Origin of the sequence: Rhodoferax saidenbachensis, assembly GCF_031457975.1 — a bacterium.
Lineage (GTDB): Bacteria > Pseudomonadota > Gammaproteobacteria > Burkholderiales > Burkholderiaceae_C > Allorhodoferax > Allorhodoferax saidenbachensis_A.
Genome location: NZ_JAVDXO010000001.1, coordinates 750,636 through 774,765, shown reverse-complemented (window position 1 = coordinate 774,765; position 24,130 = coordinate 750,636). Strand labels below are relative to the sequence as shown.

The following is a 24,130-nucleotide window of genomic DNA, read 5'->3' as shown; positions in this document are numbered from 1 at the left end:
GGACAAGTAGCCTTTTGCCCCCCGGGTTACCACGGTTGCGCTCAGCGCATGTCCAATGCTGTGGTATGGTCGAGTCCTCTTCATTTTTTGAACACGGAGAATATCGTGAACAACAAAGGTCAGCTCCTACAAGACCCGTTCCTCAACGCCTTGCGTCGGGAACACGTGCCGGTCTCCATTTACTTGGTGAACGGCATCAAACTTCAGGGACAGATTGAATCGTTCGACCAGTACGTCGTGTTGCTGCGCAACACGGTGACACAAATGGTCTACAAGCACGCCATCTCTACCATCGTTCCAGGCCGCGCAGTGAATCTTGCTGCGGCCACGGCAGACGACGCTGGCGCAGCCTAATTCTGCGGGCCTGGTGGCCCGTAGCTGTTTGATCGGCCAGATCCGCTTTTGACCAATCGCACTGATTTACCCATCGCCCCCACCATCTTGGTTGGGGTGGACTTGGGTGTTCCCAATTTCGACGGTGAACTCGAAGAACTGGGCCTGCTGGCACAAACCGCCGGGCTGAGCCCTGTGGCGCGCATTACCTGCAAGCGCCGGGCACCCGACGCGGCGTTGTTCGTCGGTTCCGGAAAAGCCGATGAAATCAAGATGTTGGCCCAGCAACTGGGTGCCCAGGAAATCCTGTTTGACCAGTCGCTCAGCCCTGGCCAGCAGCGCAATCTGGAACGCCACCTCGAGCTGCCAGTCAATGATCGCACCTTTCTGATTCTGGAGATATTCGCCCAGCGTGCGCGCAGCCATGAAGGTAAATTGCAGGTGGAGCTGGCGCGCCTGCAATACCTCAGCACACGTCTGGTCCGCCGCTGGTCTCACTTGGAGCGCCAAACGGGTGGTGCCGGGGTGCGTGGTGGTCCCGGTGAAAAGCAAATTGAGCTGGATCGCCGCATGATCAGCGAAACGATCAAACGCACCAAAGAACGTTTGACCAAGGTCAAACGCCAGCGCCAAACCCAGCGCAGGCAGCGTGAGCGAAGAGATGCCTTCAATATCTCCCTGATTGGTTATACCAACGCGGGTAAATCGACGTTGTTCAACGCGCTGGTCAAAGCGCGTGCCTACGCGGCAGATCAGCTGTTTGCCACACTGGACACCACCACGCGCCAGCTCTACCTGGGTGACGCGCAGCGCTCGGTCTCTCTGTCTGATACGGTGGGGTTTATTCGTGATTTGCCGCACGGCTTGGTCGATGCCTTCCAGGCCACGCTGCAAGAGGCGATTGACGCCGATTTGCTGTTGCACGTGGTAGACGCATCCAATCCTAATTTCCCGGAGCAGATTGCCCAGGTGCAGGCTGTGCTTGCGGAGATTGGTGCAGACCACATTCCCCAGCTACTTGTCTTCAACAAGATCGATGCCCTGGATGCGGAGCACCAACCCTTGCGCTTGGAAGATGAATACGAGGTCAATGGCGTGCAAACCCCGCGGGTGTTTGTCAGTGCGCGGGATAACAAGGGCATGCCTGTGTTGCGTCAACGCTTAGCGCAAATGGCTGCGTTGCCAATGGAGGCAGACCTTTCGCCAGCGTATGCCCCTGATCCGTCTGGGGACGGTGATTAGTTAGGCACAATCGTCAGCAGTTGTATGCGAGACAAAACCATGAAAATTCCTACGCTTTCCCTCCAGGGGCTTCGTTGCCCGCAGTGGATGCGCCATATGTTCAACCTCAACGATTCGCGCTGGGGCCGTGGAGAAGATAAGCAACCAGAGGGCGAGGGTGCGGAGCCACCAGTATCACCCCCTGAAACCAGCAAGCCCAGCACGGGACCGCAATCAGGTCACCGTGGAGCGGCCCAATCAGGCCCACCAGATTTGGACGAATTGTGGCGCGACTTCAACCGCAAGCTCGGTAGCTTGTTCGGTGGCGGCTCCAAGCCCCAAGGTACGGGCAACGGTGGCAATGGCGGCGGATTTCAGCCCGACATGAAGAGTGCGGGGATTGGCATTGGCCTCATCGTGGGGGTGCTGTTGCTGATCTGGCTGGGCACCGGCTTTTTCATCGTACAAGAAGGCCAACAGGCGGTGATCACCCAGTTTGGCAAGTACAAGTCTACGGTCAACGCTGGCTTTAACTGGCGCCTGCCGTACCCGATTGAGAAGCATGAATTGGTGTTTGTGAGCCAAATCCGTTCGGTGGATGTGGGCCGTGATGTGGTCTTGAAGGCCACCGGCCTCAAAGAATCCGCCATGCTGACCGAAGACGAAAACATTCTGGACATCAAGTTTGCGGTGCAATACCGCCTGAGCGATGCCCGAGCCTTTTTGTTTGAAAGCAAGAAGCCCGATGAGGCTGTTGTGCAGGCCGCGGAAACCGCGGTGCGTGAAGTGTTGGGCAAGATGAAGATGGACGCAGCCCTTTCCGAGGAGCGTGACCAGATTGCGCCGCGTGTACGCGCCCTGATGCAGACTATTCTGGATCGCTACAAGGTCGGTGTGGAAGTAGTTGGCATCAACTTGCAGCAGGGTGGTGTGCGTCCGCCCGAGCAGGTACAAGCTTCGTTTGACGATGTCCTCAAGGCAGGTCAGGAACGCGAGCGTTCCAAGAATGAAGCCCAGGCCTATGCCAATGACGTGGTGCCCCGTGCCGTGGGTTCTGCATCGCGCCTCAAGGAAGAGGCCGATGCCTACAAGGCCCGTGTGGTGGCCCAAGCTCAGGGTGATGCGCAGCGCTTCCGTTCGGTGTACACCGAATACCAGAAGGCACCACAGGTGACGCGTGATCGCATGTACCTGGACACCATGCAGCAGATCTACGGCAACGTGACCAAGGTGCTGGTCGAGTCCCGCCAGGGGGGCAACATGCTGTATTTGCCATTGGACAAGGTGCTGCAGATGAATGGGACTCAAGCGCCCGCGGTGGATGCTGGAGCTACCGCGACCACGACCGCTCCTGCTACCGCCCCAGCGGTGACCATTTTGAACAACGATGCGCGCAGCCGGGATGCTTCGCGCACCCGTGACCGCGATTCGCGCTAGGAACTGACCATGAACCGGATCGGACTTATCTTTTCTTCGTTGCTGGTGGTGCTGGCGCTGGCCAGCTCTACGCTGTTTGTGGTGGACCAGCGCCAGTTTGGCGTGGTCTATGCATTAGGCCAAATCAAGGAAGTCATCACGGAACCAGGCCTGAACTTCAAACTGCCGCCACCGTTCCAGAATGTCTCCTACATTGACAAGCGCCTGCTGACGCTGGACAGCACTGATGCTGAGCCCATGCTCACCGCAGAAAAGCAACGCGTGGTAATCGACTGGTATGTGCGTTGGCGTATCAGTGAACCTACCGAATACATCCGCAATGTAGGTCTGAACGAGAGCGCTGGCGCCAGCCAACTCAATCGTGTGGTGCGCAATGCCTTCCAGGAAGAAATCAACAAGCGCACTGTGAAAGAATTGCTGTCGCTGAAGCGTGAAGCACTGATGGCTGACGTGAAAGCAGAGGTACTTGACAAGGTGCGCGGTGCCAAGCCTTGGGGCGTGGATGTGGTGGATGTGCGCATCACCCGCGTGGACTACGTGGAAGCCATCACCGAGTCGGTCTATCGCCGCATGGAGGCCGAGCGCAAGCGCGTGGCCAACGAACTGCGCTCCACCGGCGCGGCCGAGGGTGAAAAAATTCGCGCCGATGCCGATCGCCAGCGCGAGATTGCCATTGCCAATGCCTACCGTGAAGCCCAAAAGATCAAGGGCGAAGGCGATGCCGAGGCCGCGCGTATTTACGCCGAGGCCTTTGGCAAAGACCCGCAGTTTGCGCAGTTCTACCGCAGTCTGGAAGCCTACAAGACCAGCTTTGCCAACAAGAGTGATGTGATGGTGCTGGACCCCAGTTCTTCCGAATTCTTCAAGGTATTTCGCAATGGCGGCGGCGCAACGGCTGCAGCCAAGAAGTAGACCTTGAGCGCAGATTCGCTGTGGTTGGCGCTAGCCCTGGTGCTGGTGATTGAGGGCTTGTTCCCTTTTGTATCGCCCACCGGGTGGCGCCGCATGTTTGCGCAGCTGTTGCAACTGCAGGATGGGCAGATCCGATTCTTCGGTTTGCTCAGCATCTTGGCCGGTTTGATCACGATTTGGTGGCTCACGCCCTGAAAACGGGGCCTCAAGCCCGGTAAAATCGCTGTTTTAACAGCCCCCTCCAATTCCATGTCTGCTTGGGTCCTGCCGGATCACATTGCCGATGTGCTGCCGTCTGAAGCGCGCCACATCGAAGAAATACGTCGAGACCTGCTGGACATGGCGCGCTGCTATGGCTACGAGTTGGTCATGCCCCCTATGCTGGAGCACCTAGAGTCCCTGTTGTCGGGCACGGGTGAGGCGCTGGACCTGCAAACCTTTAAGTTGGTGGACCAACTCTCAGGCCGCACCATGGGGCTTCGAGCTGACAGCACGCCCCAGGCGGCTCGCATCGACGCCCATTTGCTAAATCGCCAAGGCGTGACCCGTCTGTGCTACTGCGGCCCGGTATTGCATACCCGTCCCGCAGTGCCACACGCCACGCGTGAACCCCTGCAGTTTGGTGCCGAAATCTATGGCCACTCTGGCCTGGAAGCGGATCTTGAAATTCTGACGTTGGCTTTGGATGCCCTCAAGACCGCCCAAGTGGGCGCGCTCACGGTGGACATGGCCGATGCACGCATCGTGGCAGCCCTGTTGGCCCCATCGGGCCTGGATGCCGCGCAGCAAGTAATGGTGCACGCCGCCTTGGCCGCCAAGGACAGCAGCGAGCTGGCCCTGCTGGTGAAGAGTTGCCCCACAGCCATCGCCCAAGGCCTTTTGGCGCTGGTCGATCTCTACGGTGGTGCACAGGTGCTGGAGCACGCCCGCAAGGTCTTGCCCCCTTTGCCGGCTATCCATGAAGCGTTGGACCATTTGAAATGGCTGGCCAGTCATTTGGAAGGCGTGCGCGTGTCGTTTGACTTGGCGGACCTGCGTGGCTATGCCTATTACACCGGTGTGCGTTTTTCCGTGTATGCCGCCGGTGCCAGCGATGCGCTGGCGCGCGGTGGCCGCTATGACGAGGTGGGTTCGGTGTTTGGCCGTAAGCGCCCGGCCGTGGGGTTCAGCTTGGACGTGAAAGTGCTGGTCGGCGCCGCAGCCGTGCGCCCCTTGCGTGCGGCCATCCGCGCGCCTTGGGGCGAAGCTGCCGCGTTGCGTACCGCCATTGCCCAGCTGCGTCAGCAGGGCGAGACGGTGGTGTGTGTGCTGCCAGGGCATGAGAGTGAAGTCGATGAGTTTCAGTGCGACCGCGAATTGGTGCAAGCCGCCGGTCAGTGGGTCGTAACAGCAATTTAAAGCAGAGCGAAATGAATACAACCAAAGGTCGAAATGTAGTGGTCGTGGGCACCCAGTGGGGCGACGAGGGCAAGGGCAAGCTGGTCGATTGGCTCACCGAAAGCGCGCAAGGCGTGGTGCGCTTCCAGGGCGGCCATAACGCGGGCCACACCTTGGTTATCAATGGCGTCAAAACCGCCTTGCACCTGATTCCCAGCGGCATCATGCGCCCCGGCGTGAAGTGCTACATCGGCAACGGTGTGGTGCTGTCTGCCGCCAAGTTGTTTGAAGAAATTGAAGGCCTGGAAAAAGTGGGTGTGGAACTGCGCTCGCGCCTGCGCATCAGCGAAGCGTGCCCGCTGATTTTGCCGTTCCACGCGGCGCTGGATGTGGCCCGTGAAGCCGCACGTGAGAAGGGCGGCAACGCAAAGATCGGTACCACCGGTCGTGGCATTGGTCCCGCCTACGAAGACAAGATTGCGCGCCGCGCGTTGCGCGTGCAGGACCTGAAATACCCAGAACGTTTTGCCACCAAGCTGCGCGAGCTGCTGGACCTGCACAACCACGTGCTGACCAGCTACCTGGGCTCCGCCGCGTTTGACTTCGGCCCCACGCTGACGCCCTACATGGCCGATGGCAAAGTGTTGTTTGAGCCCGTGTACGCCGAAGCCATGCGCCACGCCGAGCTGCTCAAGCCCATGATGGCCGATGTGTCGCGCGAGCTGAACGAAGCCAACCTCCACGGTGCCAACCTGCTGTTTGAAGGCGCCCAGGGCACGCTGCTGGACGTGGACCACGGCACCTACCCCTATGTGACGTCGAGCAACTGTGTGGCTGGCAATGCCGCGGCGGGGTCGGGTGTTGGCCCGGGCATGCTGCACTACATCCTGGGCATTACCAAGGCCTACTGCACCCGCGTGGGTGGCGGCCCGTTCCCGACTGAACTGGATTGGGAAGTGGAGGGGACACCCGGTTACCACATGAGCACCGTGGGCGCCGAAAAGGGCGTGACCACCGGCCGCTCGCGCCGCTGCGGCTGGTTTGACGCCGCGTTGCTTAAGCGCTCTGCCCAGGTCAACGGTTTGTCCGGCCTGTGCATCACCAAACTGGACGTGCTGGATGGTCTGAAAGAATTGTTGCTGTGCACCGGCTACGAACTGGACGGTGAAGTGGTGGACATCCTGCCCATGGGCGCGGACGATATTTCGCGCTGCAAGCCGATTTATGAAACCATGGAGGGCTGGTCTGACAGCACCGTGGGTGTGACGCAGTACGACAAGCTGCCCGTGGCCGCGCGCCTGTACCTGCAGCGCATCGAACAAGTGACGGGCGTGCCCATCCACATGGTGTCCACCAGCCCGGATCGGGACCACACCATCATGATGAAGCATCCCTACCTGGCCGAGTGATCTCCGATTTCTGAATCAAATAGCCCTCTAGCCCCCGTGAATATTGCGCAAGCAGCTACTAATTTAGGAGCATTCTGATGTTGACAGAAGACGGCAAGCACTTGTATGTGAGCTACGACGAGTACCACAACCTGATTGAAAAACTGGCGATCAAGATCTTCCAGTCAGGTTGGGAGTTCGACACCATCCTGTGCCTGGCCCGTGGTGGCATGCGCCCCGGCGACATTTTGTCGCGTGTGTTTGACAAGCCTCTGGCCATCATGTCCACCAGCTCTTACCGCGCCGAGGCCGGCACGCAGCAGGGCAACCTGGACATCGCGCGCTTCATCACCACGCCCAAGGGCGAGATCGCCGGCCGCGTCCTGCTGGTCGATGACCTCGCTGATTCGGGCCACACGCTGAATGCGGTGATCCACCAGCTCAAGAACAACTACAAGCCCATTAGCGAGCTGCGCAGCGCGGTGATCTGGACCAAGGCCCTGAGCACTTTCACGCCCGATTACTCGGTCGAGTTCCTGCCTACCAACCCCTGGATCCACCAGCCCTTTGAAGGCTATGACTCGCTGCGCCCGCAGCAGCTCATCCAAAAATGGAGCGTTTGACGCCCTAGGCGCAACGCGGACTGCATGAGCGAACGCATCACTGACCTGATTCACCACGCCTACGTGCCACCGGCGGGCTTCGAGGCGCCACAACTAGGCGTCTTCAAGGCATCCACCGTCTTCTTCCCCACCGTAGCAGCCATGCGCAGCCGCGAGTGGAAGGACAAAACCGCCTACACCTACGGCCTGCATGGCACGCCCACCAGCTACGCGCTGGAAGAGCGCCTGGCCACGCTGGAGGGCGGCGAGCAGTGCCTGTTGGTGCCCAGCGGGCTCGCCGCATTGGGCCTGGTGGCGTTGTCGTTGCTCAAGAGTGGTGACGAGGTGCTGCTGCCGGACAACGCCTACGGCCCCAACAAATCCCTTGTCGAAGGCGAGTTGCTGGGCTGGGGTATCACCCACCAGTACTACAACCCCATGGACCCCGAGGACCTGGAGGCCCAAATCTCCAGCCGCACCAAGCTGGTCTGGCTGGAGGCCGCGGGTTCGGTTTCGCTGGAGTTTCCCGATCTGGTGGAGATGGTGCGCATCTGCCAGCGCCGCAAGGTGCTGACGGCATTGGACAACACCTGGGGTGCCGGCCTGGCGTTTGCACCGTTTGACCTGGTGCCTGGCGCCAGCCCGGCGGTGGGAGTGGATATCTCCGCCCACGCGCTGACCAAGTACCCCAGCGGCGGTGGCGATGTGCTCATGGGCAGCGTGATTACACGAGATGCCGGTCTGCACCTCAAGCTCAAGCTGACCCACATGCGCTTTGGCATTGGCGTGGGTATGAACGATGTAGAGTTGGTGCTGCGCGCTCTGCCCAGCATTGCATTGCGCTACCGTGCCCACGATGTGGCCGCGCGCGAGCTGGCGGCCTGGGCGCAAACCCAAGCCGAGTTTGTGCAGGTGTTGCACCCCGCGCTCGAAGAATCCCCGGGCCATGCGCATTGGAAAGCCTTGTGCAGCGATGCAGAGGGCCGCGCGGCGGGGCTGTTCAGCGTGATTTTGGATGCCCGCTTCGGCCGGGCGCAAACGGATGCGTTTTGCGACGCACTGCAGCTGTTCCGCCTGGGCTATAGCTGGGGCGGTCCCATCAGCCTGGTAGTGCCCTACGAGCTGGAGACCATGCGTTCGGGCTGGCCCGCGCACTTGTTGCCCGGTACTCTTGTGCGCTTCTCGATCGGGCTGGAGGATGTCGCGGATTTGCAGGCGGACATCGCACAGGCCTTGCAGGTCCTGCGTTGAAGTTTTGCGCGGCATCCGCGCGTTTTCCTGAGTAGGCAAAGTCCCATGGTCTGGGTAGGCTGTGGGCACTTATGCAGACTCCCTTGCCAGAATCCGAACCGTATTTCCCGCCGCCCACAACGGCGCCGCGCAAAACCATTGTCCGTTTGAATGGGGTGCAGCCCCTGGTGTGGTTGCGCAAGGGCGCTGCCGACCTGCTGGCCCACCCCGGGATAGCCGCGTTTTACGGCGTAGCGTTTTGCCTGATGGCGGTGGTGCTCACGGCAGTTTTCCACTCCAAACCCGAATACACCTTGTCGATTGCGTCTGGCTGCTTGCTGCTGGGGCCCTTTCTGGCCATGGGCTTGTACGAGGTCAGCCGCCGCCGCGAGTTGGGCTTGGCGCCCGAGCTGGGTGCCTCGATCACCTGCTGGGATCGCCACCTGGGCAGCATGGGGCTGTTGGTGCTGGTCTTGGTGGTGCTCGAATTGTTGTGGGGCAGGGCTTCGCTGGTGGTGTTTGCGGTGTTTTTCAACACCGGCATGCCGTCGACCACGGGCGTGGTGCAAGCCATCTTCAACCCGGACAACTGGGAGTTTGTCGTCGCCTATGCGCTGGTGGGTGGAGCCTTTGCCATGCTGGTGTTTGCCACAGCAGTGGTGTCCATCCCCATGATTCTGGACCAAGGCACCGACGCCATCTCGGCCGCCATCACTAGCCTGGAGGTGGTGTTTCACAATACGGCGGTGATGCTGCTCTGGGGCGCCATCCTGACCACTTTGGTGGTGCTGGCCATGCTGGTGCCTTGGAGCCTGGGTTTGCTGGTGGTTGGGCCTTGGCTGGGGCACGCCAGCTGGCACGCGTACCGTGGTGCGGTGCAATGGCCTGCCCAAGCAGAGCCCACGGAAGAGGCCTCGGTAGCCTGACAAATCGCGCGGTAAACGGCAGGTGCAGGCTGGCGACGGGGCACCAAGGTGGTAAAGTGCCCCCAACATACTGAAAGCACAACTTGGCAACACCCAATTACGGTTACGAAAAGCGTCAGAAAGAACTGGCCAAGCGCAAGAAAAAAGAAGAAAAGCTCAAGAGCAAGGCCGAGCGCAAACTCACAGGCGACGCGCCTGAGAACGACGACACTGACGCTGAGCCAAGCACGCCTGCCGAAGGCACCGCTGCTGGCGACGCTGCCTGAGCGGCATATATTGAGCGGTCAGCTGGTCTAGCCCGCCCCCATCCCCCCCTAATCGCAAATTACTAAGGCGCCAAGAGCGCCTGCGCCAGTTGGCGCATCGCCTCGGCGGAGCGGTTGCTGGCGGTGATGCTGCGCGCGTTGCCGTACTGGCGGAAGTGGTTTTGCATGGACTTGAGGTAGCTCGGGTCGTAGTGCTGCGCCAATAAATCCTGCACTACGGGGCGGAAGTTGCCAGCCAACACCTGGTCTTTCCAGCCCTGCACCACTGCCTTGCCGCGGAACTCGGCCATCACGTCCAGCCGGTGGCAGAAGTAGGCCGTGTCCTGCACCAGGTGGCGGTAGTCCTCCAGCAGCAGGGCGATGCGCTCTTCCGTGGGCAGGCTCAGCTGCAGGCAGGGGCTGCCATGCATGCGTTCCACCAAAGCCGTGGGCAGTGTCAGGTTGCCAATCTTTTTGCTTTCGCTCTCCACATACACGGGGCGCGTGGCATCGAATCGGCGCAGCGTGTCCCACACCAGGGTGTCAAACCGCTTTTGGGTAGGCTGAGGCAGGCCGGGCACGGCGCCCAGCAGCGAGCTGCGGTGGTTGGCCAGGCCTTCCAGGTCCAGCACCTGGGCGCCCTCAGCCGCCAGGGCGTGCAGCAGGCGCGTTTTGCCGCAGCCCGTGGTGCCGCACACCACCTCCAGCTGCAGGCGTTCGGCTTGCAGCGGAATGTCTTCCAGCATGGCGGCACGAAAGGCCTTGTAGCCGCCTTCTACCAGGGTGACCTTGAAGCCAATCTGGTCCATTACCAAGCTCAGCGAGCCGCTGCGCTGGCCGCCGCGCCAGCAGTAGGTGAGCGGTGCCCAGTGCTTGGGCTTGTCCAGTGCGTGGGCTTCGATGTTGCTGGCGATATTGCGCGCCGCAACGACACCGCCCAGCTTGCGCGCCTCAAACGGGCTGACCTGCTTGTACAGGGTGCCGATGGTGATGCGCTCGTCGTCGTGCAGCGTGGGCCAATTCTGCGCGCCCGGCAGGTGGTCCAGCGCGTACTCGCCTTCGCTACGCGCGTCGATCACCGCGTCAAACTGGTCCAGTTGGGCCAGGGCCTGGGCAGCGGCCATCAGTTTCAAACTCATGGGCAGGCTTAGCGCAACAAGGGGCGCAACGTGGGCCACACCGTGTTGAGGATGGTGGGATGCGCCTCTTCCTTGGGGTGGATACGGTCGGCCTGGAACAGCTGTGTGGCATCGGGCCCATCCGCGATGCCTTTGAGCAAGAAGGGCACCAGCGCCGCCTTGTTAGCCTTGGCCACGGTGGCAAAGGTGTCGCTGAAGCGCTTGGTGTAGTTCTGCCCATAGTTGGGGGGCACCTGCATGCCGGCCAGCAGCACCTTGGCGCCAGCAGCTTGGGCGGCCTGGGTCATGGCTTGCAGGTTGTCCTGGGTCATGGCCAGGGGCAGGCCGCGTAGTGCGTCGTTGCCGCCCAGTTCGATCACCACCACCGTGGGATGGTGTTGGGCCAGCAGCGCGGGCAGGCGCGAGCGGCCGCCCGAGGTGGTGTCGCCGCTGATGCTGGCGTTGACCACCTTGGCGTCTGGTTTTTCCTGAGCCAGGCGTTTTTCCAGCAAGGCTACCCAGCCGGTGCCGCGTTTGAGGCCGTATTCGGCACTCAGCGAATCGCCCACCACCACGATGGTGCTGGGCTGGGGCGCGGCAGCCTGGGCGGGCAGGGCACAAGCCCCTGCGAAGACAGCCAAAATAAGCAGCGCGCTACAGTGTCGTCGAACTACAGAGAGTCCCATGTCAGATCCCATCATTTCGGTTGAGCATGTTTTCAAGGCGGTGACCGATTCCACCGGCACGCTGGAGATCCTGCGCGACATTGATTTTGCACTCAAAGCCCGCGAGACCGCGGCGATCGTCGGAGCATCCGGGTCGGGCAAGAGTACTTTGCTCTCCATCATCGCCGGGTTGGACACGCCCACCCGCGGCACGGTGCGCCTGGCGGGCCACGATCTGTTTGCTATCGACGAAGACGCCCGCGCCGCGTTGCGCGCACGCCAGGTTGGCTTTGTGTTCCAGAGCTTTCAGCTGCTGGGCAACCTGACCGCGCTGGAAAACGTGATGCTGCCTCTGGAGCTGGACGGTCGCAAGGACGCCCGCAGCGCGGCCACCGAGATGCTGGCCCGCGTGGGCCTGGCCCAGCGCCTGAACTCCTACCCCAAGGTGCTGAGCGGTGGCGAGCAGCAACGTGTGGCGCTGGCGCGTGCCTTTGTGGTCAAGCCCGCAGTGCTGCTGGCCGATGAACCCACGGGCAGCCTGGACTTCGCCACCGGCGAAAAGATCATGGAGCTGATGTTTGACCTGAACCGGGAGCAGGGCACGACCCTGGTGCTGGTGACGCATGACCGTGCCATTGCCGCGCGCTGCGACCGGCGCATCACGATTGAGGCGGGCAAGGTGCTGGCCGAGTTGCCAGCCTGAGTTTTTAAGCCAAATGGGCCGCTAGCCCTCGTCAATAGTGTGCGAGCAGCTATTGAAACCATAGCGGTTTAGTACATCAGCCGCTCGGGGTGGATCTCTTGCAGGATGGTGGTGGAGATCTCTTCGATGGACTTGGTGGTGGTGGACAGCCAGCGGATGCCGGTGCGCCGCATCATGGCCTCGGCCTCGCTCACTTCCATGCGGCAGTTCTCAATGGACGCGTATTTGGAATTGGGGCGCCGCTCGTTGCGGATCTCGCTCAGCCGCTCGGGCTGGATCGTCAGGCCAAAAATCTTGGCCTTATGCGGCACCAGGGCCGGGGGCAGCTGGCGGCGCTCAAAGTCTTCGGGAATCAGCGGGTAGTTGGACGCCTTCAGGCCGTACTGCATGGCCAGGTAGAGCGAGGTGGGCGTTTTGCCACTGCGGCTCACGCCCACCAGAATCACATCGCTTTGCTCCAGGTCACGGTTGCTCTGGCCGTCGTCGTGCGCGAGCGAGAAGTTGATCGCCTCGATGCGGTCCTGGTACTCCTTGCTTTTGCTGGCGTCGCTGAAGCGGCCAATGCGGTGGTGGGACTTGATTTGCAGCTCGTTTTCCAACGGGTTCACGAACATGCCAAACATGTCCAGCAGCATGCCCTGGCAGCCTTCCTGAATGACCTTGAGCACCTCCATGTTCACCAGCGTGGTGAACACAATGGGTTTGTTGCCATCCACCACCCCAGTGTGGTTGATCTGGCGCACAGCCTGGTAGGCCTTGTCAGCGGTGTCCACAAAGGGCAGGCGTACGTGGCGGGCCTTTAACTCGAACTGGGCCAGGATGGCGTTGCCAAAGGTCTCGGCGGTGATGCCGGTGCCGTCCGAAATGAAAAATACGGTGCGTTGGTGCATGGTGGGTGGGTCCAGGGTGTCAGTGATTTGCAAGCGCGCCCGGATTTTCAGTAGTCTTACCTACTGCCCACGCCACCTACAATCACCACAATTTAGCGCATTTGGTAACCGCTTCGTAATTCCATAAAAGCAACAACAGAAAACGAACGGTCGTGCGCGGCGGCAGGCGGGTGAGGTTTCCCCGCGGGGCCCTGTAAAGGTTTTAACTTCTGGAGCATTCCTATGTCTAATCTTTTCAACCCGACCGACCTGGTCGTCCCCTTCGAGCTGCTGCGCATGGCCGATGTGGAATCCGTGGGTGGCAAAAATGCCAGCCTGGGGGAGATGATTTCCCAGCTACCGCAGGGCGTGAAAGTGCCCACGGGCTTCGCCACCACGGCCCATGCCTTCCGCCAGTTTCTGGCCCACGCCGGCCTGGCCGACAAAATCAGCGCCAAACTGAAGAACCTGGACACCGAAGACGTGCGCGCCCTGGCTGTGGTGGGTGCCGAAATCCGCGCCATGGTCGAGGCCCAGCCTTTCCCCGCTGACCTGGAAAAAGCCATCCGCGAGGCCTTCGTCACACTGTCGGCAGGCAACGCCCAAGCCAGCTTTGCCGTGCGCTCCTCCGCGACGGCCGAAGATTTGCCCGACGCATCCTTTGCCGGCCAGCAGGAAACTTTCCTGAACGTGGTCGGCATCGAGGACGTGTTGCACAAGATGAAAGAGGTGTTTGCAAGCCTCTACAACGACCGCGCCATCAGCTACCGCGTGCACAAGGGCTTTGCCCACGATGTGGTGGCCCTCTCGGCCGGCGTGCAGCGCATGGTGCGCTCCGACCTGGGCGCAGCCGGTGTGATGTTCACCATCGACACCGAGTCCGGTTTTGACCAGGTGGTGTTCATCACCAGCAGCTATGGCCTGGGTGAAACCGTGGTGCAGGGCGCCGTGAACCCCGACGAGTTTTACGTGCACAAGCCCATGCTCAAGGCTGGCAAGCGCGCGCTGATCCGCCGCAACCTGGGCTCCAAGCTGCTGCAGATGGTGTTTACCAGCGCGGAGGAAAAAGCCGCCGGCGGCAAGCTGGTCAAAACCACCGACGTGCCCACCGAGCTGCGCAACCGCTACTCACTGACCGATGCCGACGTGGAGCAACTGGCCCGCTACGCACTCGTAATTGAAGAGCATTACGGCCGCCCCATGGACATCGAGTGGGGCAAGGACGGCGTGGACGGCCAGCTCTACATCCTGCAGGCGCGCCCCGAAACCGTGAAGAGCCAGGCCGGCAACCAGGCCGAGTACCGCTACAAGCTCAAGGGCAAAGGTGCCGTACTGGTCGAAGGCCGCGCGATTGGCCAGAAGATCGGCACCGGACCCGTGCGCATCGTGCACAACATCAATGAGATGGACCAGGTGCAGGCCGGGGACATTCTGGTGACTGACATGACCGATCCCAACTGGGAACCGGTCATGAAGCGCGCCAGCGCCATCGTCACGAACCGTGGCGGCCGCACCTGCCATGCGGCCATCATCGCGCGCGAACTGGGCATTCCGGCCGTGGTGGGCTGCGGCAATGCCACCGATGTGCTGAAGGACGGCATGCTGGTGACCGTGAGCTGCGCCGAGGGCGACACCGGCTTCATCTACGATGGGCTGTTGGAAACCGAAGTGTCCGAAGTGCAGCGCGGCGAGATGCCGGAAATCCCGGTCAAGATCATGATGAATGTGGGCAACCCCCAGCTGGCGTTCGATTTCTGCCAACTGCCCAACCAGGGCGTGGGCCTGGCGCGGCTGGAGTTCATCATCAACAACAACATTGGTGTGCACCCCAAGGCCATTCTGGACTACCCCAACATCGACAGCGACCTGAAAAAGGCCGTCGAGTCGGTGGCCCGCGGCCATGCGTCACCCCGCGCGTTTTATGTGGACCGCGTGGCCGAAGGCGTGGCCACCATTGCCGCAGCCTTCTGGCCGAAGCCCGTCATCGTGCGCCTGTCCGACTTCAAGAGCAATGAGTACCGCAAGCTCATTGGCGGCAGCCGCTACGAGCCCGAGGAAGAAAACCCCATGCTGGGCTTCCGCGGCGCCGTGCGTTACACCAGCACCGAGTTCGGCGAGGCCTTTGCCATGGAGTGCGAAGCCTTGAAGCGCGTGCGCAACGACATGGGCTTGACCAATGTACAGGTCATGGTGCCCTTTGTGCGCACCCTGGGCCAAGCCAAAAAGGTCACAGAGCTGCTGGGCCGCCACGGCCTGCGTCGCGGTGAGGATGAGCTCAAGCTGGTGATGATGTGCGAGATACCCAGCAACGCCATCCTGGCAGACCAGTTCCTGGAGTACTTCGACGGCTTCTCCATCGGCTCCAACGACCTGACCCAGCTGACGCTGGGCCTGGACCGTGACTCGGGCCTGGAACTGCTGGCGGCAGACTTTGACGAGCGTGACCCTGCGGTCAAGGCGCTGATTACGCTGGCCATTGACGCCTGCAAGCGCCAGGGCAAGTACATCGGTATCTGTGGCCAAGGCCCAAGCGACCACCCTGACTTTGCGCAGTGGTTGGAGCAGCAGGGCATCTCGTCGATCTCCTTGAACCCGGACTCGGTCGTCGCGACCTGGCAGCAGCTCGCCAACCAATGACGCGTGTGCAGACCACACGCCGGTGGCACCTGCATGCAGGGTTGCTGGCGCTGTGGTTTGTCGTGTCGTTCGGTGCTGTCTTTTTCGCCCGGGACTTGCAGTGGCAACTGCTGTCCTGGCCCGTAGGCTTCTGGTTTGCGGCCCAGGGTGCGGTGCTGGTCTTCATCGCCATCGTGGTGGTGTTTGCCTGGCGCGCCAACCGGCGCGAGGCGGAAGCTCCCACCTTTGATCCGCGGGCCTACGGCCGCTATACGCGCACCCTGCACCAGCGGTTTGGTATTTACGTGGCCACTTTGCTGTTGCTGCTGGGTGCCCTCGCCGTGGCGGAGCAGTTCGGCCTGTCCAAGCCCTGGGTGGCGGGCATCTTCCTGACCACCACACTCATGATGTATGCGGTGATTGGTGTGGTGGGTCGCACCGCCGATGCCAATGAGTACTACGTGGCCGGGCGCCGCGTACCCGGCATCTACAACGGCATGGCCACGGCGGCTGATTGGATGAGTGCAGCCTCCTTCATCAGCCTGGCCGGGGGGCTCTACCTGCAGGGGTTTTCAGGGGCAGGGGGGCAGCCCGGCGGTCTGGCTTATGTGCTGGGCTGGACAGGTGGCTTTTGCTTGGTGGCCCTGTTGGTGGCGCCTTATTTGCGCCGCATGAACCTGTATACCGTGCCCGACTATTTCGCGGTGCGCTTCGGCGGCCGCTGGCCGCGCATGCTGGCCGCGCTGGCGGCCGTGCTGTGCTCGTTCACCTATGTGGTGGCACAGTTGTATGGCGTGGGACTGATTACTTCGCGCCTGACGGGCGTGAACTTCGAGATTGGCATTTTGCTGGGCTTGGGCGGCGTGCTGGTGTGCTCGTTTCTGGGCGGCATGCGGGCCGTGACCTGGACCCAGGTCACCCAGTACGTCATCATCATCCTGGCCTTTCTGATCCCGGTGTCCTGGCTGTCCTACAAGCAGACCGGCAACCCGCTGGCGCCCTTGGCCTATGGCCAGCAGCTGCCCAAGATTGCGGCGATGGAGCAGCAGTTTTTGAATTCGCCGGTGGAGCAGGAAGTGATCGGCATTTACACCCAGCGCGCGGCCACGCTGGAGCGCAAGCTGCAAAACGTGGAGGAGTCCCTGCAGCAGGAACGGCAGGAGCTGCGCCAACAACTGCGTGCCATGGGCGACATCAAGGCTGACAACACGCAGGCCCAAACCCTGCGGCGCGAGTTGGCCGCATTGCCCAAGGACGCCGCCACAGCCCGCGAGCGCTGGACCAAGGCCCGTGTCGACAACCTGGAGCGGGCGCAGCCTTTGGGGGGCATGCCCTTGCACGCCCAGCCTTTTGCGGGCAAGCCCGGGGGGGTAGGTGATACGCCACAAGACACCCAAACCTCACGCCTCAACTTTCTGGCCCTCATGTTCTGCCTGATGGTGGGCACTGCCGGGTTGCCACACCTGCTCACGCGCTACTACACGACACCTTCGGTGGCGGAGACGCGGCGCTCCGTGGCGTGGTCGTTGGTGTTCATTGCGCTGCTCTACCTGTCGGCCCCGGCGCTGGCGGTGCTGGTGAAGTACGAGGTCATGGCCCACCTGGTGGGACAGCCCATGGATGCGCTCCCCGGATGGATGGCCCAATGGTCGCGTGATCCCACCTTGCTGACGGTGGCAGACGTGAACGGTGACCACATCCTGCAGTTTGCGGAACTACGCGTGGGGGCCGACCTGGTCATGTTGGCCACTCCCGAGATTGGCGGCTTGCCCTATGTGATTTCCGTACTGGTGGCCGCAGGCGGGCTGGCGGCTGCGTTGTCCACGGCCGATGGCCTGCTGCTCACCATTGGCAATGCCCTGGCCCACGACGTGTATTTCGAGGGCAGCGGCAACAAGGCCCAGGCCATGCGCCGCGTCATGTGGTCAAAATTCGCCCTGCTGGTGGTGGCCTTGGTGGCCGCCTATGCGGCAGCGCAGCGGCCGGCCGGCATCCTGTATCTGGTGTCGGCCTCGTTTTCGCTGGCCGGGGCGGCCTTTGTGCCGTCCATGGTGCTGGGCATCTTCTGGCCCCGCATGACGCGTGTGGGTGCGGTGGGCAGCATGTTGGCGGGTTTGGGCGTCACTATCTATTACATGGGCGTGAATCTACCGAGCCTGCGCGCGGCACTGGGCCTGCAGGGCGAGGGGCTGTGGTGGGGCATCCAACCCGTTTCCGCAGGGGTGTTTGGGGTTCTGGCGGGCTTTGTGGTCGGGTTTTTGCTCAGCTGCATAACGCGCCCAGAACCCATGCCAGAGCGAGATTTGGCGCCCGACCTGGGCTGAGCTATAATCATAGGCTTCGCCTTGCTGCACCCTGTTTAGACGCCGGGGGCAGCTTACTTAATCCCAGATGCTGGGAAATCCTCAAGGAGTATCAATGCGTCATTACGAAATCATCCTCATGATCCATCCGGATCAGAGCGAACAAGTTCCTGCCATGCTGGAACGTTACAAGGGCATGATCACCGCTGGCGGTGGCAAGGTGCACCGTGTTGAAGATTGGGGCCGTCGTCAGATGGTGTACATGATCAACAAGCTGGCCAAGGCCCACTACCTGTGCGTCAACATCGAAGCCGACCAGGCTGTGATGTCTGAACTGGAACACGCGTTCAAGTTCAACGACGCCGTGTTGCGCCACCTCACCGTGTTGAAGAAAAAAGCCGACACCGGCCCTTCTTCCATGATGAAGACTGTGGAACGCGAAGATGCACGCAAGGCCCAACAGGCCGAGTACCAAGCGTAAACACGCATTTGCCTGAGAAGGAGTGCAAGCCAACTCACTGGTTTTAAGCGCCTGTATCGCAGAGGTTGAATCCATGCGTTACACGCCAGCTGGTTTACCCGCTCTGAATTTGCGACTCGAACACGAGTCCCAAGTGCAAGAAGCTGGGGGCCAGCGGACCGTGAAGGTGGTGGTGAAAGCGGTGGCTTTCGGCACATTGGCGGAGAGGCTTGCAAAGCAGGCCATCGGCAGTGTCTGGAAGTTCAGTGGTTTTCTCGCCAATGCACGCCAAGGCAAGTCACTCGTGTTTCACATTCAAGATTTTTTGCAAGACTAATTTTTAGGAGTCCATCATGCCCGGACCAAAACGTTTCAACAAAGACAAGCGCCCCAAGCGCAACACACAATCCCTGCTGTTCAAGCGCAAGCGCTTTTGCCGCTTCACCGTGACCGGTGTGGAAGAGATTGACTACAAAGACATCGACACGCTGCGTGACTTCATTGCTGAAAACGGCAAGATCATTCCCGCACGCCTGACCGGCACCCGCGCTATTTTCCAGCGCCAACTGAACACCGCTATCAAGCGCGCTCGCTTCCTGGCGATGCTGCCTTACAGCGACCAGCACAAGATCTAAGGAGCCCCGACCATGCAAATTATTCTGCTCGACAAGGTCGTGAACCTCGGCAACCTGGGCGAAATCGTCAAGGTCAAAGATGGCTACGCACGCAACTTCCTGATCCCTTCCGGCCGTGCACGCCGCGCTACCGAATCTGCCAAGGCAGAATTCGAAGCCAAGCGCGCTGAGCTGGAAAAAGCTGCTGCCGCCAAGCTGGCCGAAAGCCAAGCTCTGGGCGCCAAGCTCGGTGGCACGACCATCAAGCTGACTCAAAAGGCTGGCGTGGATGGCCGTTTGTTCGGCTCCGTGACCAACTACGACATCGCTGAAGAACTGGTTAAGGGCGGCTACAAGGTTGTCAAATCCCAGATCCGCATGCCCAACGGTCCCATCAAGATCGTTAGCGACAGCACCGTGAGCGTGGCTCTGCACACTGACGTGGTGGTGGATATCACCGTGTCCGTGTACGGCGAAACCGCTTAATGGCACTTTGAGGTACACCCCGGCAACGGGGTGTACCCTCAGCAAAAGCCGCTGGGGCTGGTCCCTGGCGGCTTTTGTGCTTTTGGGGCGGGACTTATCCCCATCTGTACACACATTTCCCCCTACTTTTCCACAGACTTATCCGATGACGCCGCGGCCCCGTCATCGTAGGATCGACAGCCCAAGGAAACTTATCCACTATGTCCGCAGTATTGTCCGCCAGCGATAACTTTGATACCGACCGCCAGATCGCCCAGCTGCGGGTGCCGCCCAACTCGATCGAGGGGGAATCCAGCGTATTGGGCGGGTTGTTGCTGGATAACGAAGCCTGGGACCGCGTCAGCGACGTATTGGTGGATACCGACTTTTACCGCTACGAGCACCGGTTGATCTACGCCTCCATCGGGGCATTGATCAATGGCAACAAGCCGGCTGACGTGATCACGGTGTTTGAGCACCTGCAAAGCCAGGGCAAGGCCGAAGAAATGGGCGGGCTGGCCTACCTGAACTCGCTGGCCCAGTACGTGCCCAGCGCCAGCAATATCCGCCGCTATGCCGAGATCGTGCGGGATCGCTCCATCCTGCGCAAGCTGGTCAGTGCCAGTGACGAAATTGCCACCAACGCCTTCAACCCCAAGGGGCGGCCGGTGTCCGAGATCGTGGATGAGTCCGAGCAGAAGATTTTCAATATCGGCGAGCAGGGCAAGCGCAACAAACAGGGCTTCCAGGGCATGGACACGCTGGTGGTCAACCTGCTGGACCGCGTGCAGGAAATGGCCGACAACCCCAACGATGTGACCGGGGTGCCTACGGGCTTCATCGACTTTGACCGCATGACAGCGGGCCTGCAGGCGGGTGACCTGATCGTACTGGCTGCGCGTCCCTCCATGGGCAAAACCGCGCTGGCCATCAACATTGCCGAGCACGTGGCACTCAACGAAGGCCTGCCAGTCGCCATCTTCTCGATGGAAATGGGCGCCGCCCAGCTGGCGGTACGTATCGTGGGCTCCATCGGCCGTATCGACCAGGGCCATCTGCGCACCGGCAAGCTCACCGACGACGAATGGCCACGCCTGTCCGAGGCGATCGAGAAGCTGCGTACCATTTCTCTGCACATCGATGAAAGCGCGGGCCTGAACTCCAGCGAGGTGCGGGCCAACGCGCGCCGCCTGGCACGCCAGTGCGGGCAGTTGGGCCTGATCGTGGTGGACTATTTGCAGCTCATGAGCGGCAGCAGCAGCGATGGCGAAAACCGCGCCACTGAGCTGGGCGAAATCTCCCGGGGTCTGAAGATGCTGGCGCGGGAACTCAAGTGCCCGGTGATTGCGCTCTCGCAGCTCAACCGGTCGGTCGAACAACGCCCCGACAAGCGCCCCATGATGAGTGACTTGCGCGAATCCGGCGCCATTGAGCAGGATGCGGACATCATCATGTTCATCTACCGCGACGAGTACTACACCAAGGACCAGTGCAAGGAACCTGGCGTGGCCGAGGTCATCATTGCCAAGCAGCGTAACGGCCCTACAGGCACGGTGAAGCTGGCCTTCATGAACCGCTTTACCAAGTTTGAAAACCTGGCCTACAGCGGTGGCGACGACTACTGATCACGCCTGATAGACAACGGGGGCTGGAAGCCAAATTGGCCTCCAGCCCCCGTCTATATTGCGCGAGCAGCTTCTAAATTTATAGCACTTCGCTGGCAAAGTCTGCCAGGCGGGAGCGTTCGCCACGCGCCAGCGTGATGTGCCCGCCGTGTGGCCAGCCCTTGAACTTGTCCACGGCAAAGGTCAGGCCCGATGAGCCTTCGGTCAGGTAGGGCGTGTCGATCTGGGCCAGGTTGCCCATGCAGATGATCTTGGTACCGGGGCCGGCACGCGTGATCAGGGTCTTCATCTGCTTGGGCGTCAGGTTTTGAGCCTCATCGATGATGACGTACTTGTTGAGGAAGGTGCGGCCGCGCATGAAGTTCATGCTCTTGATCTTGATGCGGCTGCGGATTAGCTCGTTGGTCGCGGCGCGACCCCACTCGCCAGCGCTGGTGTCGGTCTTGCCCAGCACTTCCAGGTTGTCGTCCAGCGCGCCCATCCACGGGCCCATCTTTTCTTCTTCGGTGCCCGGCAGGAAGCCAATGTCTTCGCCCACGCTCACGGTGGCGCGGGTGACGATGATTTCGGTGTAACGGCGGTCGTCCAGCACCTGGGTCAGGCCGGCGGCCAGGGCCATCAGCGTCTTGCCGGTGCCGGCCGTGCCAGTCAGCGTGACGAAGTCGACTTCGGGGTCCGTCAGCAGGTTCATCGCGAAGTTCTGCTCGCGGTTGCGTGTGGTCACGCCCCACACGGCATTTTTCAGGTGGTTGAAGTCTTTCAGCGTCTTGAGCACGGCCGTGGTACCGCGGATCTCGGTCACTCGGGCATACAGGCTGGGTTCACCGGGGGATTCAAAGTAGACGAACTGGTTGATCATCATGCTGGGCACCACGGGACCGTCTACCTTGTAGAAGGTGTGGGGGCCTTGCTGCCAGCTTTCCACGGCCTGGCCATGCGTGGCCCAGAAGTCGGAGGGCAGGGCGAGAGCACCGGAGTACAGCAGGTCGCCGTCTTCCAGGGTTTTGTCATTCTGGTAGTCGTCCGTGGCCAGGCCCAGCGCGCGGGCCTTGACGCGCATGTTGATGTCCTTGGACACCAGTACCACTTCGCGCGGCGCGTAGTGCTGGCGCAGGGCCTCCACCACGCCCAGGATCTGGTTGTCGGCCTTGCCCTGGGGCAGGCTGGTGGGCAAGGTGTAGTTCAGCGGCTGGGTCTGGAACATCAGCTTGCCGCCAGCGTCTTTGTGGCCTGTGCTGTTGAGCTCAAAACCCGCCGTGATGTCGGCGCCCGGTGCACCAGCCAGGGTGTCCAGCGTGCGGCTGGTTTGGCGCGCGTTGCGTGCCACTTCGGTCATGCCCTTTTTGTGGCCGTCCAGCTCTTCCAGCACGATCATGGGCAGGTAAATGTCGTGTTCCTCAAAGCGGAACAGGCACATGGGGTCGTGCAGCAGCACGTTGGTGTCCAGCACAAACAGCTTGCTCGGGCCGCTAGGCCCGGTGCGTTTGATGCGGCGGGCTGGTGCGACTGCTTTGGACGCCACAGGCGCGGCCACCACCAAGGGGCTGCTGACCGGGGTGTGGGTCAATGCCGAGGTCTGGACCCGTTTCGTCGACTCTTTGGCGGTGGGTTTTTCACTCAAGCTTGGGGCTGCGGCAGCAAGTGTCTCTACTTGCTGGGCCTTGCGCACAGGACGGGCTGTGGCACGTGCGGGAGCGTCAAAGTCTTTGGCAGTCAGGCGATCGGCGCGCTTGGACGGGGCGGGAGGCAATGGCATGGAGTGGGCTCGCAGAGAGTGAAATGTAAAAAACCGTAGCCGTAAAAACGAAAAAGCCGCCTTGAGCCAAGGCGGCTTTTTGTGGGAGCGCGGTTGCGACGTTCAACGGCATGAATTCATTATGCATGAGTGCCGTGACGCTATTGCTTTGGTGTGCACCAAAACAACACGCAATGGAATCATGCTGCTTTTTTCAGCACTTTCACGGCCTTGAGCACTTCGTCCACATGGCCTGGCACCTTGAGACCGCGCCATTCTTCTTTCAGCAGGCCATCGGCGCCCACCAGGAAGGTGCTGCGCTCAATGCCTTTGACCTTTTTGCCGTACATGATCTTGTTCTTGACCACGCCGAACATATGGCACATTTTTTCTTCGGTATCGGCAATCAGCTCAAACGGGAGTTCCAGTTTGGCCTTAAATTCGTCGTGCGACTTCATGTTGTCGCGGGAGACGCCAAAAACCTCGGCACCGGCCTTGACGAAATCCTTGTATTTGTCCCTGAATTGCATCGCTTCGGTGGTGCAGCCAGGGGTGTTGTCTTTGGGGTAGAAGTACAGCACCATGGTTTTTCCGACGTGGGTGGTGTTGGTCACCCTGATGCCGCCGGTGGCGTTGGCTTCAAATTCGGGCAGGGGTTTGTTGACAACGATGGCCATAAGCAGTTTCAGTCTCGGTGTTGCAGTCCGGTTAAGCCGGACCTGTCAGTCATAGTGAAGGGCGCCAAACGTGACAGCGAATGTCGCCCCAGACCGCAACCCGTGATTTTACTCTGAAAACCACCCCTCAAACCCTGAAGGCTCTAGAGGTATCCCTAGACCAGCAGCGCCGCCACTACCTTGCGGCCTTCGCCGGCCAGAAAGTTGAAGGTGCGGCAGGCCGCCTGCGTGTCCATGGTCTCCAGCCCGATGCGCCGGCTGTACAGGGGCGCCAGCCACTGCGGACGCGGAAACTGGATGCGGTCGCCACTGCCAAACAGCACCAGTTCGGGCGCCAGCGTGGCCAGTTCTTCGAAGTGAGCAATGTCCAACTGGTCAAAGGCTGCGCAGCTCCAGGGCTGGCACAGCCCCTCGCTGCTGACGATCAGGCTGGTGGTGTACTGCTGGCCATTGACTGCCACCCAGCCTGGGCCATAACCGGTGATGGATGGGCCTTGCAAGGCGTCGGGCAAAAGTTTCATGGAAATGTGCGGGTGTTTGGGGTGGGCGCGGTGTGCGGCGGGGCAGTTGCGCTGCGGAACTGTGGTCAAATTATAGGTTTCACCCCAT

The 24,130-nt window shown here is 61.0% G+C and carries 25 protein-coding genes; 19 read left to right on the top strand and 6 right to left on the bottom strand.

Going from position 1 to position 24,130, the window contains the following annotated elements; genetic code table 11:
* Window positions 1-105 precede the first annotated feature (105 nt).
* The 11 genes from hfq to J2X15_RS03650 all read left to right on the top strand — a co-directional run bounded on the left by hfq (window position 106) and on the right by J2X15_RS03650 (window position 9,692).
* Window positions 106-354 (top strand): RNA chaperone Hfq, encoded by a 249-nt coding sequence (gene hfq, locus J2X15_RS03700; protein ID WP_409034242.1) that lies wholly within the window; start codon window positions 106-108, stop codon window positions 352-354.
* Window positions 355-402: 48 nt separating this feature from the next.
* On the top strand, window positions 403-1,575 hold the full coding sequence (hflX, locus tag J2X15_RS03695) for a GTPase HflX (protein ID WP_310339558.1): 1,173 nt from the start codon (window positions 403-405) through the stop codon (window positions 1,573-1,575).
* A gap of 39 nt (window positions 1,576-1,614) precedes the next feature.
* Window positions 1,615-2,991 (top strand): FtsH protease activity modulator HflK, encoded by a 1,377-nt coding sequence (gene hflK, locus J2X15_RS03690; protein ID WP_310339557.1) that lies wholly within the window; start codon window positions 1,615-1,617, stop codon window positions 2,989-2,991.
* A gap of 9 nt (window positions 2,992-3,000) precedes the next feature.
* Complete coding sequence (hflC, locus tag J2X15_RS03685; RefSeq protein ID WP_310339556.1) at window positions 3,001-3,903, top strand: protease modulator HflC; 903 nt, start codon at window positions 3,001-3,003, stop codon at window positions 3,901-3,903.
* A gap of 3 nt (window positions 3,904-3,906) precedes the next feature.
* Entirely contained in the window at window positions 3,907-4,098 is a 192-nt protein-coding gene (locus J2X15_RS03680) for a DUF2065 domain-containing protein (RefSeq protein ID WP_310339555.1), read from the top strand.
* 54 nt (window positions 4,099-4,152) lie between these two features.
* Window positions 4,153-5,301, top strand: coding sequence for an ATP phosphoribosyltransferase regulatory subunit (locus J2X15_RS03675; protein WP_310339554.1), 1,149 nt, complete (start codon window positions 4,153-4,155; stop codon window positions 5,299-5,301).
* An 11-nt stretch (window positions 5,302-5,312) separates the two neighbouring features.
* Window positions 5,313-6,689, top strand: a complete 1,377-nt coding sequence (locus J2X15_RS03670) for an adenylosuccinate synthase (protein WP_310339552.1) — start codon at window positions 5,313-5,315, stop codon at window positions 6,687-6,689.
* Between the two features lie 77 nt (window positions 6,690-6,766).
* Window positions 6,767-7,291, top strand: coding sequence for a phosphoribosyltransferase (locus tag J2X15_RS03665; protein WP_310339551.1), 525 nt, complete (start codon window positions 6,767-6,769; stop codon window positions 7,289-7,291).
* A 24-nt stretch (window positions 7,292-7,315) separates the two neighbouring features.
* Window positions 7,316-8,521, top strand: a complete 1,206-nt coding sequence (locus J2X15_RS03660) for a PLP-dependent transferase (protein ID WP_310339549.1) — start codon at window positions 7,316-7,318, stop codon at window positions 8,519-8,521.
* Between the two features lie 71 nt (window positions 8,522-8,592).
* Window positions 8,593-9,426: a DUF2189 domain-containing protein gene (locus tag J2X15_RS03655; RefSeq protein WP_409034241.1), complete on the top strand. Its 834-nt coding sequence runs from the start codon at window positions 8,593-8,595 to the stop codon at window positions 9,424-9,426.
* Window positions 9,427-9,509: 83 nt separating this feature from the next.
* Window positions 9,510-9,692, top strand: coding sequence for a hypothetical protein (locus tag J2X15_RS03650; protein WP_310339548.1), 183 nt, complete (start codon window positions 9,510-9,512; stop codon window positions 9,690-9,692).
* 62 nt (window positions 9,693-9,754) lie between these two features.
* Here the strand turns inward: J2X15_RS03650 and mnmH are convergent, their stop codons facing one another.
* Both mnmH and J2X15_RS03640 read right to left on the bottom strand, forming a co-directional pair.
* On the bottom strand, window positions 9,755-10,810 hold the full coding sequence (gene mnmH / locus J2X15_RS03645; protein WP_310339547.1) for a tRNA 2-selenouridine(34) synthase MnmH: 1,056 nt from the start codon (window positions 10,808-10,810) through the stop codon (window positions 9,755-9,757).
* 8 nt (window positions 10,811-10,818) lie between these two features.
* On the bottom strand, window positions 10,819-11,475 hold the full coding sequence (locus tag J2X15_RS03640) for an arylesterase (RefSeq protein WP_310339545.1): 657 nt from the start codon (window positions 11,473-11,475) through the stop codon (window positions 10,819-10,821).
* On the opposite strand from J2X15_RS03640, the gene J2X15_RS03635 reads away from it, so the two are divergent.
* Complete coding sequence (locus J2X15_RS03635) at window positions 11,474-12,157, top strand: ABC transporter ATP-binding protein (protein ID WP_310339544.1); 684 nt, start codon at window positions 11,474-11,476, stop codon at window positions 12,155-12,157. The genes J2X15_RS03640 and J2X15_RS03635 overlap by 2 nt on opposite strands.
* Window positions 12,158-12,225: 68 nt before the next feature.
* On the opposite strand, the gene ppsR is transcribed toward J2X15_RS03635, so the two are convergent.
* Window positions 12,226-13,047 (bottom strand): posphoenolpyruvate synthetase regulatory kinase/phosphorylase PpsR, encoded by an 822-nt coding sequence (gene ppsR / locus J2X15_RS03630; protein ID WP_310339542.1) that lies wholly within the window; start codon window positions 13,045-13,047, stop codon window positions 12,226-12,228.
* 222 nt (window positions 13,048-13,269) lie between these two features.
* On the opposite strand from ppsR, the gene ppsA reads away from it, so the two are divergent.
* From ppsA to dnaB, 7 genes are all read left to right on the top strand, one after another.
* Window positions 13,270-15,663 carry a phosphoenolpyruvate synthase gene (gene ppsA, locus J2X15_RS03625; protein ID WP_310339540.1) on the top strand — a complete coding sequence of 798 codons (2,394 nt, stop codon included), beginning with the start codon at window positions 13,270-13,272 and terminating at the stop codon, window positions 15,661-15,663.
* Between the two features lie 5 nt (window positions 15,664-15,668).
* Window positions 15,669-17,966 carry a VC_2705 family sodium/solute symporter gene (locus J2X15_RS03620; RefSeq protein WP_310339539.1) on the top strand — a complete coding sequence of 766 codons (2,298 nt, stop codon included), beginning with the start codon at window positions 15,669-15,671 and terminating at the stop codon, window positions 17,964-17,966.
* A 94-nt stretch (window positions 17,967-18,060) separates the two neighbouring features.
* A complete protein-coding gene (gene rpsF / locus J2X15_RS03615) occupies window positions 18,061-18,426 on the top strand; it encodes a 30S ribosomal protein S6 (protein WP_105260691.1) in 366 nt (121 codons plus the stop codon).
* Window positions 18,427-18,448: 22 nt separating this feature from the next.
* Window positions 18,449-18,742, top strand: a complete 294-nt coding sequence (priB, locus tag J2X15_RS03610; protein WP_310339536.1) for a primosomal replication protein N — start codon at window positions 18,449-18,451, stop codon at window positions 18,740-18,742.
* A gap of 16 nt (window positions 18,743-18,758) precedes the next feature.
* Complete coding sequence (rpsR, locus tag J2X15_RS03605) at window positions 18,759-19,040, top strand: 30S ribosomal protein S18 (RefSeq protein ID WP_029708819.1); 282 nt, start codon at window positions 18,759-18,761, stop codon at window positions 19,038-19,040.
* 12 nt (window positions 19,041-19,052) lie between these two features.
* A complete protein-coding gene (gene rplI / locus J2X15_RS03600; protein ID WP_310339534.1) occupies window positions 19,053-19,505 on the top strand; it encodes a 50S ribosomal protein L9 in 453 nt (150 codons plus the stop codon).
* Between the two features lie 200 nt (window positions 19,506-19,705).
* The gene (gene dnaB, locus J2X15_RS03595; protein WP_310339532.1) at window positions 19,706-21,109 is read left to right on the top strand and encodes a replicative DNA helicase; all 1,404 of its coding nucleotides are present in this window, start codon (window positions 19,706-19,708) and stop codon (window positions 21,107-21,109) included.
* Between the two features lie 79 nt (window positions 21,110-21,188).
* On the opposite strand, the gene J2X15_RS03590 is transcribed toward dnaB, so the two are convergent.
* The 3 genes from J2X15_RS03590 to J2X15_RS03580 form a co-directional block, all read right to left on the bottom strand.
* Window positions 21,189-22,865: a PhoH family protein gene (locus J2X15_RS03590; RefSeq protein WP_310339531.1), complete on the bottom strand. Its 1,677-nt coding sequence runs from the start codon at window positions 22,863-22,865 to the stop codon at window positions 21,189-21,191.
* 179 nt (window positions 22,866-23,044) lie between these two features.
* A complete protein-coding gene (locus J2X15_RS03585) occupies window positions 23,045-23,521 on the bottom strand; it encodes a peroxiredoxin (RefSeq protein WP_310339530.1) in 477 nt (158 codons plus the stop codon).
* A 155-nt stretch (window positions 23,522-23,676) separates the two neighbouring features.
* Entirely contained in the window at window positions 23,677-24,042 is a 366-nt protein-coding gene (locus tag J2X15_RS03580; protein WP_310339529.1) for an Mth938-like domain-containing protein, read from the bottom strand.
* Window positions 24,043-24,130 lie beyond the last annotated feature (88 nt).